The following is a 17,895-nucleotide window of genomic DNA, read 5'->3' as shown; positions in this document are numbered from 1 at the left end:
CCTTCAGAAAGGAAACATGTCCGGCGGCGGATCTCGACGCACCAGTGTCAGGGTGGCAGCGGCGCTGCTGGCCGGGCTGATGGTGGGATCCGCAGTGCTGACTTATCTTTCGTATACGGCGGCTTTCACGTCTACGGACACCGTCACGGTATCGTCGCCGAGGGCCGGCCTGGTTATGGAGAAGGGCGCCAAGGTCAAATACCGTGGCATCCAGGTAGGCAAGGTCACGGATATCAGCTACAGCGGCAACCAAGCACGGCTCAAGCTGGCCATCGACAGCGGCGAGATGGGTTTTATCCCCTCCAACGCGACGGTGCGCATCGCCGGAAACACCATCTTCGGCGCCAAATCGGTGGAATTCATTCCGCCAAAGACGCCGTCGCCCAAGCCGCTAAGTCCGAATGCGCACGTGGCGGCGTCTCAGGTACAGCTTGAGGTCAACACGTTGTTCCAATCGCTCATCGACCTGCTACACAAGATCGATCCGCTTGAAACGAACGCGACGCTGAGCGCGCTGTCCGAAGGCCTGCGCGGCCACGGCGATGACCTGGGTGCGCTGTTGTCGGGACTGAACACGCTGACCCGCCAAGCGAACCCAAAGTTACCCGCCCTTCAGGAGGATTTCCGCAAGGCGGCGGTGGTGGCCAACGTCTATGCTGACGCCGCCGGGGACCTGAACACCGTGTTCGATAACCTGCCGACGATCAACAAGACGATCGTCGACCAGAAGGACAACCTCAACGACACGCTGCTAGCCACCATCGGTCTGTCTAATAACGCCTATGAGACGTTGGCGCCCGCCGAACAGAATTTCATCGACGCCATCAACCGGCTCCGAGCCCCGCTCAAAGTGACCTCCGACTACTCCCCGGTATTCGGCTGCCTTTTCAAGGGCATCGCGCGCGGTGTCAAGGAGTTTGCCCCGCTAATCGGTGTCCGTAAGGCTGGGCTGTTCACCTCGTCGAGCTTCGTGTTGGGTGCGCCGTCGTACACCTATCCGGAGAGCCTGCCGATCGTCAACGCCTCCGGCGGTCCGAACTGCCGAGGGTTGCCCGATATCCCGACCAAGCAGACGGGCGGGTCGTTCTACCGCGCGCCGTTCCTGGTCACCGACAACGCTTTGATCCCATACCAGCCGTTCACCGAGTTACAGGTTGACGCGCCGTCGACGCTGCAGTTCCTGTTCAACGGTGCGTTCGCGGAACGGGACGACTTCTGATGGCGGGCTCGGGCGTTCCCTCGCACCGGTCGATGGTGATCAAGGTCAGCGTCTTCGCGGTGGTCATGCTGCTGGTGGCCGCCGGTCTGGTGGTGGTCTTCGGGGACTTCCGGTTTGGTCCCACAACCGTCTACCACGCCACCTTCACCGACGCGTCGCGGCTGAAGGCAGGCCAGAAGGTTCGCATCGCCGGTGTGCCGGTCGGTTCAGTGAAGGCGGTCAAGCTCAACCCAGACCACAGCATCGACGTGGCATTCGCGATCGACCGCAGCTACACGCTGTACTCGTCCACGCGTGCGGTGATCCGGTACGAAAACCTGGTGGGCGACCGGTTCCTGGAGATCACGTCGGGTCCGGGTGAACTGCGCAAGCTGCCGCCGGGTGGCACCATCAACGTGGCCCACACCCAGCCCGCACTGGATCTCGATGCGTTGCTGGGTGGGCTACGGCCGGTGCTGAAAGGCTTTGACGCTGACAAGATCAACACCATCACCAGTGCGGTCATCGAGTTGCTGCAGGGCCAGGGTGGTCCGTTGGCGAACGTGCTCGCCGACACCGGTGCCTTCTCGGCGGCGCTGGGCGCACGCGACCAGCTGATCGGCGAGGTAATCACCAACCTCAACGCGGTGCTGGCGACCGTCGATGCAAAGAGCGCGCAATTTTCGGCCAGTGTCGACCAGCTGCAGCAGCTGGTCAGCGGCCTGGCCAAGAACCGGGATCCGATCGCGGGCGCCATTTCGCCGCTGGCGTCGACGACGACGGATCTTACGGAACTGTTGCGGAATTCGCGCCGGCCGCTGCAAGGCATCCTGGAAAACGCCCGGCCGCTGGCTACCGAGCTGGACAACCGAAAGGCCGAGGTCAACAACGACATCGAGCAGCTCGGCGAGGACTACCTGCGCCTGTCCGCGCTGGGCAGTTACGGAGCATTCTTCAACATCTACTTCTGCTCGGTGACGATCAAGATCAACGGACCGGCCGGCAGCGACATCCTGCTGCCGATCGGCGGCCAGCCGGATCCCAGCAAGGGGAGGTGCGCCTTTGCTAAATAGGAAGCCAAGTAGCAAACACGAACGCGACCCGCTCCGCACCGGCATCTTCGGCCTGGTGCTGGTGATCTGCGTCGTCCTGATCGCATTCGGCTACAGCGGGTTGCCTTTCTGGCCACAGGGCAAAACCTACGACGCGTATTTCACCGACGCCGGTGGGATCACCCCCGGTAACTCGGTTTATGTCTCGGGCCTCAAGGTGGGCGCGGTGTCGGCCGTGAGTCTGGCCGGAAACAGTGCAAAGGTCACCTTCAGCGTGGACCGCAGCATCGTCGTCGGCGACCAGTCCCTGGCCGCGATCCGCACCGACACCATCCTCGGCGAGCGCTCCATCGCGGTCAGTCCGGCTGGCTCCGGCAAGTCGACCACGATTCCGTTGAGCCGGACCACCACGCCCTACACGCTCAACGGGGTGCTGCAGGATCTGGGCCGCAACGCCAACGACCTGAATAGGCCGCAGTTCGAGCAGGCCTTGAACGTGTTCACCCAGGCCTTGCATGACGCCACCCCGCAGGTGCGTGGTGCCGTGGACGGGCTGACGTCGCTGTCGCGCGCCCTGAATCGTCGCGACGAAGCGCTGCAAGGCCTGCTGGCGCACGCCAAGTCGGTGACATCGGTGTTGTCCGAACGCGCCGAACAGGTCAACAAGCTGGTCGAGGACGGCAACCAGTTGTTTGCGGCGCTCGATGCCCGGCGGGCCGCGCTCAGCGCGTTGATCTCTGGGATCGACGATGTTGCAGCGCAGATTTCCGGCTTTGTCGCCGACAACCGTAAGGAGTTCGGCCCGGCTTTGAGCAAGCTCAACCTGGTGCTGGCCAACCTCAACGAGCGCCGCGACTATATCACCGAGGCCCTCAAGCGGCTGCCCACGTACGCGACCACGCTGGGGGAGGTGGTCGGATCCGGACCCGGATTCAATGTCAACGTCTACAGCGTGCTGCCCGGGCCGCTGGTGGCGACCGTGTTCGACCTGGTCTTTCAGCCGGGCAAGCTGCCGGATAGCCTCGCCGATTACTTGCGCGGGTTTATCCAGGAGCGCTGGATCATCAGACCGAAGTCGCCGTGATGGGCCGGGTCGCCATGTTGACGGGGAGCCGGGGATTGCGCTACGCCACGGTGATCGCGCTGGTGGCCGCGCTGGTGGGCGGCGTGTACGTGCTCTCGTCCACCGGTAATAAGCGCACCATCGTGGGCTACTTCACCTCTGCTGTCGGGCTCTATCCCGGTGACCAGGTCCGCGTCCTGGGCGTCCCGGTGGGTGAGATCGACATGATCGAGCCGCGGTCGTCCGACGTCAAGATCACTATGTCGGTGTCCAAGGACGTCAAGGTGCCCGTGGACGTGCAGGCCGTGATCATGTCGCCGAATTTGGTGGCGGCGCGCTTCATTCAGCTCACCCCGGTGTATACCGGCGGGGCGGTACTGCCCGACAACGGTCGGATCGATCTGGATCGCACCGCGGTGCCGGTGGAATGGGACGAGGTGAAAGAGGGGCTCACCCGGTTGGCCGCCGACCTGAGTCCGGCGGCGGGCGAGCTGCAGGGGCCGCTGGGCGCGGCGATCAACCAGGCCGCGGACACCCTTGACGGCAACGGAGACTCGTTACACAACGCGTTGCGCGAGCTTGCGCAGGTCGCCGGGCGGCTGGGGGATTCGCGCGGCGACATCTTCGGCACCGTCAAGAACCTGCAGGTACTGGTCGACGCGCTATCGGAGAGCGACGAGCAGATTGTGCAGTTCGCCGGCCACGTGGCATCGGTGTCGCAGGTGCTCGCCGACAGCTCGGCCAATCTGGACCAGACCCTGGGCACGCTCAACCAGGCGCTGTCCGACATCAGGGGGTTCTTGCGCGAGAACAACTCGACGCTGATCGAAACGGTGAATCAGCTCAACGACTTTGCGCAGACGTTGAGTGACCAGAGCGAGAACATCGAGCAAGTGCTGCACGTGGCTGGGCCGGGGATCACCAACTTCTACAACATCTATGACCCTGCGCAAGGCACCCTCAACGGTCTGTTGTCGATACCCAACTTCGCTAACCCGGTGCAGTTCATCTGCGGCGGTTCCTTCGATACCGCCGCGGGCCCGTCGGCGCCGGACTACTACCGGCGCGCCGAGATCTGCCGTGAGCGGCTGGGGCCGGTGCTGCGCCGGCTCACGGTGAATTACCCGCCGATCATGTTCCACCCGCTTAACACGATCACGGCGTACAAGGGCCAGATCATCTACGACACCCCGGCCACCGAGGCCAAGTCGGAGACGCCGGTTCCGGAATTGACTTGGGTACCCGCGGGAGGAGGAGCGCCTGTGGGCAACCCCGCGGATCTGCAGAGCCTACTCGTCCCACCGGCGCCCGGTCCGGCACCGGCCCCGCCGGCGCCGGGGGCAGGACCGGGCGAGCATGGGGGCGGCGGATGAACCGAATCTGGTTGCGCGCCATCATATTGACGGCCAGCAGCGCGCTGCTTGCCGGCTGTCAGTTTGGCGGGCTGAACTCGCTGCCGCTGCCTGGCACCGCCGGGCACGGTGAAGGTGCCTACTCGGTCACCGTCGAAATGGCTGATGTGGCGACGTTGCCGCAGAACTCACCGGTCATGGTCGATGACGTCACCGTCGGCAGCGTGGCCGGCATTGTCGCGGTCCAACGACCCGACGGATCCTTTTATGCCGCCGTGAAGCTGGACCTGGACAAGAATGTGTTGCTGCCGGCCAACGCCGTGGCGAAGGTCTCCCAGACCTCGCTGCTGGGTTCGTTACATGTAGAGCTGGCGCCACCGACGGACCGCCCGCCGACCGGGAGGTTGGTTGACGGCTCGAGAATCACCGAGGCCAACACCGACCGATTCCCCACCACCGAGGAGGTTTTCTCGGCGCTGGGGGTGGTGGTCAACAAGGGTAACGTCGGTGCGTTGGAAGAGATCATTGACGAGACCCACCAGGCGGTGGCGGGTCGGCAGGCCCAGTTCGTCAACCTGGTCCCCAGGCTCGCGGAGTTGACGGCGGGCCTGAACCGGCAGGTTCACGACATCATCGATGCGTTGGATGGGCTGAACCGAGTCTCCGCGATCCTGGCACGTGACAAGGACAACCTGGGCCGAGCACTGGACACGCTGCCCGACGCGGTTCGCGTGCTCAACCAGAACCGGGACCACATCGTCGACGCGTTCGCCGCGCTCAAAAGGTTGACGATGGTCACGTCGCACGTGCTGGCCGAGACCAAGGTGGATTTCGGTGAAGACCTCAAAGACCTCTACTCGATCGTCAAGGCCCTCAACGACGACCGAAAGGATTTCGTCACCTCGCTGCAGCTGTTGCTGACGTTCCCATTTCCCAACTTCGGTATCAAGCAGGCGGTGCGCGGCGACTATCTTAACGTGTTCACCACCTTCGACCTCACCCTGCGCCGGATTGGTGAGACGTTCTTCACCACGGCGTACTTCGACCCGAACATGGCGCACATGGACGAGATCCTCAACCCGCCCGACTTCCTGATTGGCGAACTGGCCAACCTGTCCGGGCAAGCGGCCGACCCATTTAAGATTCCACCCGGTACGGCGTCGGGACAGTAGGGGCCCGGACATGATCGACCGACTCGCCAAGATCCAGTTGTCCATTTTTGCGGTGATCACCGTCATCACCCTGAGCGTGATGGCGATCTTTTATCTGCGTCTGCCCGCCACGTTCGGCATCGGAACCTACGGCGTGAGTGCCGACTTCGTCGCGGGCGGTGGCCTGTACAAGAACGCCAACGTCACCTACCGCGGTGTCGCGGTCGGGCGGGTGGAGTCGGTGGGGCTAAATCCCAATGGCGTTACCGCGCACATGCGACTGAACAGTGGCACCGCCATTCCGTCGAACGTCACCGCCACCGTACGCAGCGTTTCGGCCATCGGTGAGCAGTACATCGACCTAGTGCCGCCGGAGAACCCGTCGTCGACCAAGTTGCGCAACGGCTTCCGGATCCAGCGGCAGAACACCCGAATCGGGCAAGACGTCGCCGACCTGTTGCGTCAGGCCGAGACGCTGCTCGGCAGCCTTGGCGACACCCGGCTGCGGGAGCTGCTGCACGAGGCGTTCATCGCGACCAATGGCGCCGGTCCGGAACTGGCCCGGCTGATCGAGTCGGCCCGGTTGCTGGTGGATGAGGCCAACGCCAACTATCCACAGGTTTCGCAGTTGATCGATCAGGCCGGCCCGTTCCTGCAAGCCCAGATCCGCGCCGGCGGGGACATCAAGTCACTCGCCGATGGGCTGGCGCGGTTCACCTGGCAGCTCCGTGCGGCAGACCCGCGGCTGCGCGACACGTTGGCCGACGCCCCGGATGCGATCGACGAGGCCAACACCGCGTTCTCCGGGATTCGTCCTTCGTTTCCCGCGCTGGCGGCCAGTCTGGCCAACCTGGGCCGGGTGGGCGTGATCTATCACAAGTCGATCGAACAGCTCCTGGTGGTTTTCCCGGCGCTGTTCGCCGCGATCATCACCTCGGCGGGCGGCGTACCCCAGGACGAGGGCGCCAAGCTGGACTTCAAGATCGACCTGCACGACCCGCCGCCCTGCATGACCGGGTTCTTGCCCCCGCCGCTGGTCCGGTCGCCGGCCGACGAGTCGGTACGCGAGATTCCCCGGGACATGTACTGCAAGACCGCGCAGAACGACCCGAGCACGGTGCGCGGCGCTCGCAACTACCCGTGCCAGGAATTCCCCGGTAAGCGGGCACCGACGGTGCAGTTATGTCGGGATCCGCGTGGCTATGTGCCAGTTGGAACCAACCCGTGGCGCGGTCCGCCGATCCCGTACGGCACCGAGGTGACGGATGGGCGAAACATTCTGCCGCCCAACAAGTTCCCTTACATCCCGCCGGGCGCGGATCCCGACCCGGGCGTGCCCATCGTCGGACCGCCGCCACCCGGCCAGGTGGCCGGCCCCGGGCCGGCGCCGCACCAGCCGGCGCAGCCTGCGCCGCCGCCCAACGACAACGGTCCGCCTCCACCGTTCACGTCATGGATGCCGCCCGGGTACCCGCCGGAGCCACCCCAGGTGCCATACCCGGCGACCATTCCGCCGCCGCCACCACCGGAAGGCACCGGGCCTCCGCCCGGGCCGGCGCCTGGCCCCCAACCGCAGGCCAGCGGTCCGGCCTACACCATCTATGACCAACTCAGCGGAGCCTTCGCGGACCCGGCCGGCGGCACTGGTATCTTCGCGCCCGGGATGACGGGCGCATCCAGCGCCGAGAATTGGGTGGATCTCATGCGCGATCCGAGGCAGCTGTAGTGGCCGCAGATACCGGTGTAGCCGGCGGACAGCAGTCGACGACGCGGCGCGCTCGTCGTAAGGCGTCCCGCCCCGCGGGTCCGGCGGAAGGCGAGTCGAGCCGTCCCGCCCAGGGTGCGGCGACGGTGAGGGCCGCGGCGCGGACCGAATCGAAGCCGGCGAAAGCCGCCAAGCCCGCCCTGAGGCCGGTCAAACCGCCGCCACGCCGGCCGGCACACCGCGTCCTGGTCGGCTGGCTTTCGCTGGCGGCAGGCCTATTGGCGATTGCCGCGCTGGCATGGGGTGTGACCGCACTGGTTATGCAGAACCGGGATGCGGACGCCCGGCAAGCCCGCAACCAGCGTTTTGTCGATGCCGCCACCCAGACCGTGGTCAACATGTTCAGCTACACGCCGGACACCATCGACGAGAGCGTGAACCGGTTCGTCAACGGCACCAGTGGGCCGCTACGCGGCATGCTGAACGCCAACAACAACGTGGACAACCTCAAGGGTCTATTCCGGGCCACCAACGCGACATCGGAGGCCGTCGTCAACGGCGCCGCGTTGGAGGGCATTGACGAAATCAGCGACAACGCATCGGTATTGGTGTCGGTGCGGGTGACGGTCGCCGATATCGACGGCGTCAACAAGCCGTCCATGCCCTATCGTCTTCGGGTCATCGTGCATGAGGACGAGAACGGCCGGATGACCGGCTACGACCTGAAGTACCCGGACGGGGGCAACTGATGAGACGGTTGATTTCCGTCGCCTACGCGCTGATGGTCGCCACCATCGTGGGTTTGTCCGCGGCCGGTGGCTGGTTCTACTGGGACCGGGTGCAGACCGGGGGCGAAGCGTCGGCGCGGGCACTGTTACCGAAGCTGGCCATGCAGGAAATCCCACAAGTCTTCGGTTACGACTACCAAACTGTCGAGCGCAGCCTCACCGCGGTGTACCCGCTGCTGACGCCGGACTATCGCCAGGAGTTCCAGAAGAGCGCCAATGCGCAGATCATCCCGGAGGCGAAGAAGCGTGAAGTGGTGGTCCAGGCCAATGTCGTCGGTGTGGGAGTCATGGATGCCAAACGCGATTGCGCATCGGTGATGGTCTATTTGAACCGCACCGTGACCGACAAGACGCGACAGCCGCTCTACGACGGCAGCCGACTGCGGGTGGATTTCCAGCGGATTGACGGCAAATGGCTGATCGCCTACATCACGCCGATTTAATAGCACATCGCAATGTTGTTGCAGTACAACGGATAACGCTGGACCGGGCTGGGTGGCGGGCCGATGAGCTGCAGTGAAAACGGTTGTTTGCTCAACTTTGGCTGCAGGCCACACACGGCGCCATGCACGGTGGTGTGCGTCCCGGTCAGCGTCTCGTCGCTGAACGCATAGGTTTCGCTGGACGGTGCCGTGCTGCCGTCCGGACACGCCACGCCGTCTGCCTGATTCACCTGGAAGGTCCACAGCATGCTACTCATCCGAGCCCTGCCGCTGAAGTTCTGCAGCCGGTCCGTACGGGTGATCTGTTGGGGCGTCGTACTCACCACGTTGAGAGCGCAGTTGAACGCCCAAACGATGGGGTCAGAATAGTCGTTCATGTTACGGGTTCCCGACGGCTGATCGCACAGCGCGGTAATCGTCCACGTCACCCCGGACACTCCGGCCTGGTTGAAGGAGTAACTGCCATCCGGCGGCGGTCCGAGCGCACGCGCCGGGTCACCGGAGTGCAGCGCAATTCCCAGTGCGACGGCCGAGCAGATGACGGCCCCAGCGGCCAGTCCGCAACGGATGTTCACATGCCCTCCTTCGGGCCTTCGCGCTCCATCGAGTATCACAGCCTTTGGGCAGCCGCACCAGCTTCCAGGGCGCGAGCAGACGCAGAATCGCCCAATTTCGTGCCGAAATGGGCGATTCTGCGTCTGCTCGCGAGCGGGAGCGGCTTGACCGTTAGCCTTGGCCCCTCGGGTGTGCCCCGGCGAGAGCGTCGAGAAACGACTGTGCCCAGCGGTCCACGTCGTGGGCGAGCACTTGGCGTCGCAGCGACCGCATTCGCCGCCGGCCCGCCTCCTCCGTCTGGTTGAGCGCTTCCTCTATCCCGTCCTTGACGCCTTCCAGGTCGTGCGGGTTGACCAGGTATGCGTGCCGGAGTTCGGCTGCGGCCCCGGTGAATTCGCTGAGCACCAGGGCACCGCCAAGATCGCTGCGGCAAGCGACGTACTCCTTGGCCACCAGGTTCATCCCGTCGCGTAGTGGGGTGACCAGCATGACGTCGCTGGCCACGAAGAAAGCGATAAGCTCGTCGCGCGGAGCCGGTCGATGCAGGTAATGCACTACCGGATGGCCAACCTCACCGTACTCGCCGTTAATGTGGCCGACCTGGCGTTCGATGTCGTTGCGCAGCGTCTGGTAGCTCTCCACCCGCTCGCGGCTCGGGGTAGCCAGCTGGACCACGACGGTGTCGTCGCGTTTGACGCGGCCCTCGGCCAGCAGCTCGGAAAAGGCCTTCAGCCGTACGTCGATGCCCTTGGTGTAGTCGAGCCGGTCAACACCGAGCAGGATCTTGCGCGGATTTCCCAGTTCGGTGCGAATCTCGCGGGCCCGGCGCCTGATGTTGCGGTCGCGGGCAGCGTGGTCGAGCGCGCCGGAGTCAACCGAGATAGGAAAGGCGCCAACTCGTATGGTGCGGGACCCGAGCACCGCCGCACCGAACCGCGACCGCACACCGACGGTTCCGCGGGAAGTGTCGGTGCCGACCAGACGCCGGGACAGGATCAGGAAATTCTGGGCACCGCCCGGAAGATGGAAGCCCACCAGGTCGGCGCCCAGTAGGCCCTGGATGATCTCGGTGCGCCACGGCATCTGCATAAACAGCTCTACCGGCGGGAACGGGATGTGCAAAAAGAAACCGATGGTCAGATCGGGCCGCAGCATGCGCAGCATCTTCGGTACCAGCTGCAGCTGGTAGTCCTGTACCCACACGGTTGCGCCGTGGGCGGCGGCGCGCGACGCGGCCTCGGCAAAGCGCTGGTTGACGTCGACGTAGCGATCCCACCATTCGCGGTGGTAGAGCGGCTTGACGATGACGTCGTGGTACAGCGGCCACAGTGTGGCGTTGGAGAATCCCTCGTAGTACTGAGCTATGTCCGTGGTGCTCAGCCGTACCGGATGAAGTTCCAGCTCGTCTTGGATGATGGGGCCGTCCAGCACGTGGAGGTCGGGTTCGGCCCCGTCGTCGTTAACGCCGGGCCAGCCGACCCAGGCCCCGCGCCGACGCCGCAGCACCGGCTCCAAGGCGGTGACCAAGCCTCCGGGGCTGCGTTTCCAGGTTGTGCTGCCGTCGGGAAGACGCTCCAGATCGACGGGCAGTCGATTGGCTACCACCACGAAGTCAGAGTCCCCGAAGGTCTCCGAATCGCAAATCTGCGCCTCCTGGCCTCCCGAGGGAGCCATTAGCTCTCGAGTTTGGCCGGTCCAATACCGAGCATGGACAGGAAGATCCGACACTCGTCGGCGTCGTTCGCATATGCGGCGACGACTCGCCTGGCCTGGCTCGCGGTGCTGTCTGCCAGCGGTTCGACGTCACCGATTTCGCCGTGGTCAGATTTGGTAGACATTACATAACTGTAAGCCAAGCCCGCATTGCGCTGCAGACGTCGTCACGGTTTGGCCCCGGCGATGGGTACCGTCGACGCGGTTCAGGTCCCGTTACCAGCGGTGTGCGATTGCCCGCCGAGGACTTCGCGGGCCAGCTCTTCCAGTGCCCGGCGATCCTCGGTCAGTGCTGCCCGGCCAGCCGGGGTAGCCCGGTAGACGCGGCGCGCGCGGCCGTCGACGACCCGTTGCTCGGACACCAGCAGGCCGTCGGCTTCGAGCCGGTGCAGGGTCGGGTACAACGTGCCGGGGCTGACCCGGTAGCCGTGCCGGCTCAGTTCTTGGGTCAGCCACGCGCCGTGCACCTCGTTGTCGGCAGCGTGGTGCAGGATGTGCAGGCGCACCGCGGCCCGCTGAAACTCCCGCATAGAACACCTCAGGTGACCAAGCCGATATCGGCTTGCGATTCTACGGGGTGCGGGTAGCCGGCGGCGAATTCGCACTTACCAATAGACGTACAGCAAACTCCCAGTCATACACCGATGCATTTCAAGGTGCCTGTGATCCCCTAAATGCAGGTAGTTCGCGTGAGCGTGTCCGGGACTCTGGTGAACTTCGCGCCACCGAATGATTGATGGGGGGAGGAGCCCGAATTGGGCTGCGTCTGGTTGGAGCAACTACGTAAACGGGAAGTGCGAGATTTGCGATTGATAAATCGGGCGGTGACGGCGGGCCAGCTCAGGCGCTTCCGTGCAGCTAACGCCAACCACCGGCCACATTCCGGCGAAACGTGCTGAAAATGTCCTCGTATTACGCACGCCGGCCCCTGCAATCGTCGGGATGCTCGAATTCCGATTCGTGCTGGGACGGGGCTCCCATCGAGATCACCGAAAGCGGCCCTAGTGTTGCAGGTCGGTTGGCGGCACTGGCATCGCGCATGACGATCAAGCCACTTATGACTGTGGGCAGTTACCTATCGCCCCTGCCTCTGCCGTTGGGGTTCGTCGACTTCGCATGCAGGGTTTGGCGCCCCGGGCAGGGCACGGTCCGAACAACGATAAATTTGCCGAATGCTACCGCCCAGTTGGTGCGTGCGCCTGGGGTGCGGGCGGCCGACGGCGCTGGGCGGGTGGTGCTCTATTTGCACGGCGGCGCGTTTGTCATGTGCGGGCCGAATTCGCACAGCAGGATCGTCAACGCGCTGTCAGGATTTGCCGAATCACCCGTGTTGATAGTCGACTATCGGCTGATCCCTAAGCATTCGCTGGGGATGGCGCTCGACGACTGCCACGATGCATACCAATGGTTGCGGGCGCGCGGATACCGGCCGGAACAGATCGTGTTGGCCGGTGATTCCGCGGGTGGTTACCTTGCGCTCGCGCTTGCGCAGCGGCTGCAGTGCGACGACGAGAAACCGGCGGCAATAGTGGCCATCTCTCCGTTGCTGCAGCTGGCCAAGGGGCCCAAGCAGGACCATCCCAACATCGGGACCGACGCGATGTTTCCGGCGCGGGCATTCGATGCCTTGGCGGCATGGGTCAGGGCGGCCGCTGCCAAGAACATGGTCGACGGCAGGCCCGAAGACCTCTATGAGCCGCTCGACCATATCGAATCCAGCTTGCCGCCGACACTTATTCACGTTTCCGGCTCCGAAGTGCTGCTGCACGACGCGCAGCTGGGCGCCGGCAAGCTGGCGGCGGCAGGCGTCTGTGCCGAGGTACGGGTTTGGCCCGGTCAGGCTCATCTTTTCCAACTCGCCACACCGCTGGTGCCCGAAGCGACCCGTTCGTTGCGTCAGATCGGGCAGTTCATTCGCGACGCCACCGCTGACTCGTCGTTGAGTCCGGTGCATCGGTCGCGCTACGTCGCGGGTTCACCTCGCGCCGCAAGCCGTGGCGCGTTTGGACAGTCGCCTATCTAGTGACCACCGGCCGGGGCCGGACCACAGCAGGAAGATCAATCCGAGCAGCATCGACAGGTCGGTCCGGGCAGCGTGGGCCATGCCCCAGAAGCCCTCTACCCCGAGAAACCCGCCCGGCTGCAGTGCTCGGAGTTTGGTCAGCACGATCGCTCCCACCATGTCGATGAGCAACGGCACCGCCGCGACCCGGGTCAGCAGGCCGAGGAGGACCAGTGTGCCGCAGACAATCTCGACCACCCCGTCCAGATCGGCGAAGAACGTGGCGGCGGGGATGCCGATCCGCTCGAAGCGGCCCGGACCCAGCTGATCTGGATACATGAATTTCTGGATTCCCTCACTGAGAAACACCAACCCCACCAACAGCCGTATACAAATGACGGAAGGGGGGCCCTCGGCGTGCAATAGTCGCGGCCATGACGGTGCGGCCGAACCAGTTATTGCCAACTCCGACTCCGATATCGTTGCCCGATAATTCGTGGTTGAAGCCTACCGTGGACGCGCACCCGGCGGCGCACACTGGCCGCAATGTGGCAACAAGCCGCAACCTATGGAATCCCTCCACGATGGCGGCACCGTTGATCACGAACGTCGAACGTGAACTGAGGGCATGAATTCGCGAGCGCCGCGAAACCTCGCCGTGAGTTCACCTTCGGCGCAAGTGACGGGCCGCATGGTCCAAAATGGCGAGAACCTGTTTCAGTTTCGGCGTGAGGGGCCTCAAGTGCAGCTTTCTTTCCAAGACCGGACCTACCTGGTCACCGGAGGTGGCAGCGGAATCGGCAAGGGGGTGGCCGCCGGGTTGGTCGCGGCTGGAGCCGCCGTCATGATCGTGGGACGAAATCCAGACAAGCTGGCGGCGGCTGTCAAAGACATCGAGGCGCTCAAGACCGGAGCGATCGGCTATGAGCCGGCCGACATCACCGACGAGGAGCAGACCCTGCGTGTGGTGGACGCGGCAACCGCGTGGCATGGCCGGCTGCACGGTGTGGTGCATTGCGCGGGCGGGTCTCAGACCATTGGGCCAATCACCCAGATCGACTCGCAGGCCTGGCGGCGCACCGTGGACCTCAATGTCAATGGCACCATGTACGTGCTCAAGCACGCCGCGCGGGAATTGGTACGCGGCGGCGGCGGTTCGTTCGTCGGCATCTCCTCGATCGCGGCCAGCAACACCCATCGCTGGTTCGGCGCCTACGGGGTCACCAAGTCGGCCGTTGACCACATGATGAAACTGGCCGCTGACGAACTCGGCCCGTCGTGGGTACGGGTCAACAGCATCCGCCCGGGCCTGATCCGTACAGATCTGGTTGTGCCCGTCACAGAGTCGCCGGAGCTGAGCGCGGACTACCGGGTCTGCACGCCATTACCGCGGGTGGGTGAGGTCGAAGACGTCGCGAACCTAGCAATGTTTTTGCTCAGCGACGCGGCCAGTTGGATCACCGGACAGGTCATCAACGTCGACGGCGGCCACATGCTGCGAAGGGGCCCGGACTTCTCGCCCATGCTGGAGCCGGTGTTCGGCGCCGACGGGCTGCGTGGAGTGGTCGGATAACTTACCTAGTTCACGCAGGGCACGCCGCCGCCATCGATGGGCGCCCCTTGGTCCGGTGTCGGGTCGGTGGTGGTGCCGCCGCCGTACAGCGGATATGTGCTGGTTTCGGTGGACGTCGCGGCGGCGGTGGCCTCGTCGGGTGCCGGTAGGGAGAAGTTGGTATCCACCGTCACACGGATGTGTCCGGGCGCGACGGCGGGATCGGGATGGTTGGGGGCGTCGATACCGAGCAGGTCTGCCACGTTCTGGGCGTCCGTTTCCGCGCCGGCACCGTACTCGATGGCGGTGGTGAACGGATCGCCGGATTCGCGGTCACGCACCTGACCCGCGGTGTAGCCGCGCTTCAGCAGCGCACCGGAGACCTGGCTGGCCAGTCCGCTGATGCTGCCGGCATTGACCACATCGACGACGGTGGATGGGTTAGGTTTGGCGGCCGCGGCGGTCTGCGACGTTGGCGGCGCGCTGCCAAATGCCGCCGCTACCTCGGCCCGGATCGCGGTCGGGTCGATAATGTTGACATCCTGGCCGTCGATGTTGTCGTAGCGCACCACGGGCAGCGTCCGGAATTCGACGTTACCGCCCGCCAGGTCGCCCATCCGGCGGAACAGGTCCTCGTCCCAGCCGGCCGACAGCACCACATCTTTGCGTGCCACGGCCATCAGGTTGTCGAGCCTGTCCAGGTTGGTGAAGGTGCCCGAATCCTGAAGTTCGCGCATGACCGACGACAGGAATGCTTGCTGGCGGTGGGTGCGGTCCAGGTCCCCGTTGTCTAGGCCATGACGCTGCCGGACAAACGCCAGCGCCTGCGCGGCATTCAACCGTTGACGCCCGGCGGGGAAGTCGGCTCCGGAGTACGAGTCGTAGACGGCATGGTTCAGGCACACATCAACGCCGCCGAGGGTCTGGGCCAAATCGTAGAAACCGGCCAAATTGATCTCGGCGAAGTAGTCGATCGGGACGCCGGTCAGGCTTCGCACCGCCCGCAGGGTCGCGGCCCGGGCAGCTTCACGGCCCCGGGTCTCGAGCTCTTTCCGGTCGCTCACACCCTGGTTGGCCAGCTGTTCTGCCACGTATTGCTTGGTCAGCCCGTACGCCTCTTTGATCTTGATGTGGTTGTATCCCGGAACGCCGGTGAAGGGCACCCAGTCGTCGCGGGGGATCGAGAAGGCCACCACTTTGCCATCGGCACCGACGTGCACAAGTATCAGCGTGTTCGTGTTGTAGCCGCCGTCGTCGGAATCGCCCGCGTGTAGCTGCTTCAAGACCGACCAGGGCAGGTCGTTGCCTTCCTGGTCTTTGCGCGAGTCCAGCCCGATGAGCAAGATGTTCATGTTGTTGCCGCTGGAACGGGGATCCTCGGGGGTTAGGGCCTGCGAAATGGTGATGCCGCCCAGCGCGCCGTGGGCTACCCAATACCCTGCGCCGGTCATCAGCAGGGCAACCACCGACACGAGCGTCATAACGCCCCGCGACAGCCGCTTGCGGATCCGCGACGGCTGAGGCACAGCGCGATGGCGTGGGCGATTGCCCTCAGAACGCGCCATCATATGCCTCGGCCAGGCGCCGTCGAACCAACTGGCGCGCTGCCAGCGGTTGCGGTGCCGTCGCTTGCTGCATGACGTCTAGTATGGGGCCAGATTGCTGTGAAGCCAGCTATCAGAATGCTGGATGTGGTCAGCCTCACCGGCCGGCGGGGCCCCTCGAGACGGCCCGCTTGTTTCCGCTACCTGCACGTTCTGGCTACAATTCGGCAAGCTCGGCAAGTATCGCACAGCCAGCGGGCGGGTACCGGGAGGGTTAGCGGGTTAGGTGTCTGACGAGATTGACCCCGACTGGCCTGCGCCGGCATACCAGCCGTCCGATGACGTCGATACCACTCCGCCCGCCCCAGGCGGGTCTTGGCCCACCGCCTGGCTGGTGGCGCTCGTGGTCCTGGCCTGTGTGGCTGCCGCGGTCGTTGCGTACGCCGGTATGCATCGGGTCCGACCAGGTGCCAACCAGGCGGCGCCGGCAACGACGTCCGCACCGGCGCGCCCCACTTCCCCGGCATCCCAGGTTGGCCCGTGTGGGCCGGACGAGGCAACGGCCGTGCGCGCCGCGCTGGCCCAGCTTGCCCCCGATTCCAAAACCGGCAGGCCGTGGAATAGTACGCCGGAGGACAGCAACTACGACCCGTGCGCGGACCTGTCCGCGGTGCTGGTGACGGTGCAAGACGCCACCAACAGCTCCCCGGACCAGGCGCTGATGTTTCATCGGGGAACGTTCGTCGGAACCGCAACGCCGAGGGCCTACCCGTTCACCAATTTGATCGGTCCGGCATCCACAAACGACATCGTGGTGCTGAGCTATCGGACACGTCAAAGCTGTGACGGCTGCCAAGATGGCATCTTGACGATTGTGGGGTTTGCGTGGCGCGGCGACCACGTGCAGATCCTCGATTCGCTACCGGAGTTGTTCGATGCGCCGCCGTAGTCCGCGAGGAGCGGCACCGCAGCTGATCCTTACCGACTGTTGAATGGAGCACGACGTGGCGACTTCGCCGCCGGCAGGATGGTATACCGATCCTGACGGTTCAGCGGGGCAACGATATTGGGACGGTGACCGCTGGACCAGACATCGTCGACCCAACCCCTCTGCACCACGATCACCGCTGGCCCTGCGTGTCGACGGTCTCCGGAGCCGCTGGCTGGGCATGCCGGCCGGCCTGCGGTTGACAGTTCCGGTCGCGGCAGTGCTGACGATGGTAGGTGTCGCGGTCTACGCCTGGATCAGGCCGCTGCCAGACGACTGGTCGCAGCTGCCGAAGCGACTCAGTTGCCAGTTGCGGCCCGGGCCGACACCGCCCGCGACCATTACCGTGGCCTCCGTGGACGTCTCGCATCCCCGAGGCGCGGTCCTTCGGCTGGTAGTTCGATTCGCCGAGCCGCTGCCACCGTCGCCATCGGGCTCGTTTGCGTCGGGCTTTGCCGGTTACCTGCTGACCTACACCATCGCCAACAATGGCAAGGAGTTCGCCGAGCTGGGCCCGCAGCAGGACACCGATGAACTTGCCATCAGAAAGCCCGGCGAAAGCAGAGGCACCGAGCCGAACATGCGGCCGGACCGGAACACCAATGCGCGCAGAACTGCCCCCGATACCGTGGAGATCAACCTCGAGACAAAGCGACTGGGGCTCGATCAGGCGCCGGTGGATCCCCAGCTCACCTTCGCCGCTCAGTTCCGCACGCCGTCGACCGTGACGGTGGACTTCGGGTCGCAATTCTGTCAGGGCGAGCGTTTGGCCGGGCAGCGTCGTTAATC

General features: G+C 64.7%; 18 protein-coding genes. 12 read left to right on the top strand and 6 right to left on the bottom strand.

The annotated features are described in order from the left end of the window. Window positions 1-16 precede the first annotated feature (16 nt). The 8 genes from mce4A to Rv3492c are packed head-to-tail and all read left to right on the top strand — an operon-like array spanning window position 17 to window position 8,752. Window positions 17-1,219 (top strand): Mce family protein Mce4A, encoded by a 1,203-nt coding sequence (mce4A, locus tag Rv3499c; protein ID YP_177977.1) that lies wholly within the window; start codon window positions 17-19, stop codon window positions 1,217-1,219. Further along, window positions 1,219-2,271, top strand: a complete 1,053-nt coding sequence (gene mce4B, locus Rv3498c; RefSeq protein ID NP_218015.1) for an Mce family protein Mce4B — start codon at window positions 1,219-1,221, stop codon at window positions 2,269-2,271. The genes mce4A and mce4B overlap by 1 nt, the downstream gene beginning before the upstream one ends. Further along, window positions 2,261-3,334 carry an Mce family protein Mce4C gene (gene mce4C / locus Rv3497c; RefSeq protein NP_218014.1) on the top strand — a complete coding sequence of 358 codons (1,074 nt, stop codon included), beginning with the start codon at window positions 2,261-2,263 and terminating at the stop codon, window positions 3,332-3,334. The genes mce4B and mce4C overlap by 11 nt, the downstream gene beginning before the upstream one ends. Further along, entirely contained in the window at window positions 3,331-4,686 is a 1,356-nt protein-coding gene (gene mce4D / locus Rv3496c; protein ID NP_218013.1) for an Mce family protein Mce4D, read from the top strand. The genes mce4C and mce4D overlap by 4 nt, the downstream gene beginning before the upstream one ends. After that, a complete protein-coding gene (gene lprN / locus Rv3495c; RefSeq protein ID NP_218012.1) occupies window positions 4,683-5,837 on the top strand; it encodes an Mce family lipoprotein LprN in 1,155 nt (384 codons plus the stop codon). The genes mce4D and lprN overlap by 4 nt, the downstream gene beginning before the upstream one ends. Window positions 5,838-5,847: 10 nt before the next feature. After that, the gene (gene mce4F, locus Rv3494c; RefSeq protein NP_218011.1) at window positions 5,848-7,542 is read left to right on the top strand and encodes an Mce family protein Mce4; all 1,695 of its coding nucleotides are present in this window, start codon (window positions 5,848-5,850) and stop codon (window positions 7,540-7,542) included. Next, the gene (locus Rv3493c) at window positions 7,542-8,270 is read left to right on the top strand and encodes an Mce associated protein (protein NP_218010.1); all 729 of its coding nucleotides are present in this window, start codon (window positions 7,542-7,544) and stop codon (window positions 8,268-8,270) included. The genes mce4F and Rv3493c overlap by 1 nt, the downstream gene beginning before the upstream one ends. Then, a complete protein-coding gene (locus Rv3492c) occupies window positions 8,270-8,752 on the top strand; it encodes an Mce associated protein (protein NP_218009.1) in 483 nt (160 codons plus the stop codon). Before Rv3493c ends, Rv3492c begins: the two co-directional genes overlap by 1 nt. Here the strand turns inward: Rv3492c and Rv3491 are convergent. The 4 genes from Rv3491 to Rv3488 all read right to left on the bottom strand — a co-directional run bounded on the left by Rv3491 (window position 8,749) and on the right by Rv3488 (window position 11,550). Next, entirely contained in the window at window positions 8,749-9,327 is a 579-nt protein-coding gene (locus Rv3491; RefSeq protein NP_218008.1) for a hypothetical protein, read from the bottom strand. The two genes, Rv3492c and Rv3491, sit on opposite strands and share 4 nt — an antisense overlap. A 151-nt stretch (window positions 9,328-9,478) precedes the next feature. Continuing rightward, complete coding sequence (gene otsA / locus Rv3490) at window positions 9,479-10,981, bottom strand: trehalose-phosphate synthase (RefSeq protein ID NP_218007.1); 1,503 nt, start codon at window positions 10,979-10,981, stop codon at window positions 9,479-9,481. After that, window positions 10,981-11,145 (bottom strand): hypothetical protein, encoded by a 165-nt coding sequence (locus Rv3489; RefSeq protein ID NP_218006.1) that lies wholly within the window; start codon window positions 11,143-11,145, stop codon window positions 10,981-10,983. Before Rv3489 ends, otsA begins: the two co-directional genes overlap by 1 nt. A gap of 81 nt (window positions 11,146-11,226) precedes the next feature. Next, complete coding sequence (locus tag Rv3488) at window positions 11,227-11,550, bottom strand: hypothetical protein (protein ID NP_218005.1); 324 nt, start codon at window positions 11,548-11,550, stop codon at window positions 11,227-11,229. 659 nt (window positions 11,551-12,209) lie between these two features. On the opposite strand from Rv3488, the gene lipF reads away from it, so the two are divergent. Further along, window positions 12,210-13,043 carry a carboxylesterase LipF gene (gene lipF / locus Rv3487c; RefSeq protein NP_218004.3) on the top strand — a complete coding sequence of 278 codons (834 nt, stop codon included), beginning with the start codon at window positions 12,210-12,212 and terminating at the stop codon, window positions 13,041-13,043. Here the strand turns inward: lipF and Rv3486 are convergent. Further along, window positions 12,996-13,445, bottom strand: coding sequence for a hypothetical protein (locus tag Rv3486; protein NP_218003.1), 450 nt, complete (start codon window positions 13,443-13,445; stop codon window positions 12,996-12,998). The genes lipF and Rv3486 overlap by 48 nt on opposite strands. A gap of 205 nt (window positions 13,446-13,650) precedes the next feature. Here Rv3486 and Rv3485c point away from each other — a divergent pair, with 205 nt between their 5' ends. Next, window positions 13,651-14,595, top strand: coding sequence for a short-chain type dehydrogenase/reductase (locus tag Rv3485c; RefSeq protein ID NP_218002.1), 945 nt, complete (start codon window positions 13,651-13,653; stop codon window positions 14,593-14,595). Between the two features lie 5 nt (window positions 14,596-14,600). On the opposite strand, the gene Rv3484 is transcribed toward Rv3485c, so the two are convergent. Continuing rightward, window positions 14,601-16,139, bottom strand: a complete 1,539-nt coding sequence (locus Rv3484) for a hypothetical protein (protein NP_218001.1) — start codon at window positions 16,137-16,139, stop codon at window positions 14,601-14,603. Between the two features lie 265 nt (window positions 16,140-16,404). Between Rv3484 and Rv3483c the strand changes: the two genes are divergently transcribed. Further along, a complete protein-coding gene (locus Rv3483c; RefSeq protein ID NP_218000.1) occupies window positions 16,405-17,067 on the top strand; it encodes a hypothetical protein in 663 nt (220 codons plus the stop codon). A gap of 43 nt (window positions 17,068-17,110) precedes the next feature. Continuing rightward, window positions 17,111-17,893: a membrane protein gene (locus Rv3482c; RefSeq protein NP_217999.1), complete on the top strand. Its 783-nt coding sequence runs from the start codon at window positions 17,111-17,113 to the stop codon at window positions 17,891-17,893. Window positions 17,894-17,895: the final 2 nt, after the last annotated feature.

The sequence above is a fragment of the Mycobacterium tuberculosis H37Rv genome, assembly GCF_000195955.2.
Classification (GTDB): Bacteria; Actinomycetota; Actinomycetes; order Mycobacteriales; family Mycobacteriaceae; genus Mycobacterium; species Mycobacterium tuberculosis.
The sequence above is the reverse complement of the archived record's forward strand: the minus strand, read 5'-3'. Positions and strand labels throughout refer to the sequence as shown.

What these genes read in the sequence shown, in the direction of transcription:
- Rv3482c (NP_217999.1), top strand. Translation starts at nt 17,111, where the DNA reads ATGGAGCACGACGTGGCGACTTCGCCGCCGGCAGGATGGTATACCGAT.
- lprN (NP_218012.1), top strand. Translation starts at nt 4,683, where the DNA reads ATGAACCGAATCTGGTTGCGCGCCATCATATTGACGGCCAGCAGCGCG.
- Rv3492c (NP_218009.1), top strand. Translation starts at nt 8,270, where the DNA reads ATGAGACGGTTGATTTCCGTCGCCTACGCGCTGATGGTCGCCACCATC.
- mce4F (NP_218011.1), top strand. Translation starts at nt 5,848, where the DNA reads ATGATCGACCGACTCGCCAAGATCCAGTTGTCCATTTTTGCGGTGATC.
- otsA (NP_218007.1), bottom strand. Translation starts at nt 10,981, where the DNA reads ATGGCTCCCTCGGGAGGCCAGGAGGCGCAGATTTGCGATTCGGAGACC.
- Rv3484 (NP_218001.1), bottom strand. Translation starts at nt 16,139, where the DNA reads ATGGCGCGTTCTGAGGGCAATCGCCCACGCCATCGCGCTGTGCCTCAG.
- Rv3488 (NP_218005.1), bottom strand. Translation starts at nt 11,550, where the DNA reads ATGCGGGAGTTTCAGCGGGCCGCGGTGCGCCTGCACATCCTGCACCAC.
- Rv3489 (NP_218006.1), bottom strand. Translation starts at nt 11,145, where the DNA reads ATGTCTACCAAATCTGACCACGGCGAAATCGGTGACGTCGAACCGCTG.
- mce4A (YP_177977.1), top strand. Translation starts at nt 17, where the DNA reads ATGTCCGGCGGCGGATCTCGACGCACCAGTGTCAGGGTGGCAGCGGCG.
- mce4B (NP_218015.1), top strand. Translation starts at nt 1,219, where the DNA reads ATGGCGGGCTCGGGCGTTCCCTCGCACCGGTCGATGGTGATCAAGGTC.
- Rv3485c (NP_218002.1), top strand. Translation starts at nt 13,651, where the DNA reads ATGAATTCGCGAGCGCCGCGAAACCTCGCCGTGAGTTCACCTTCGGCG.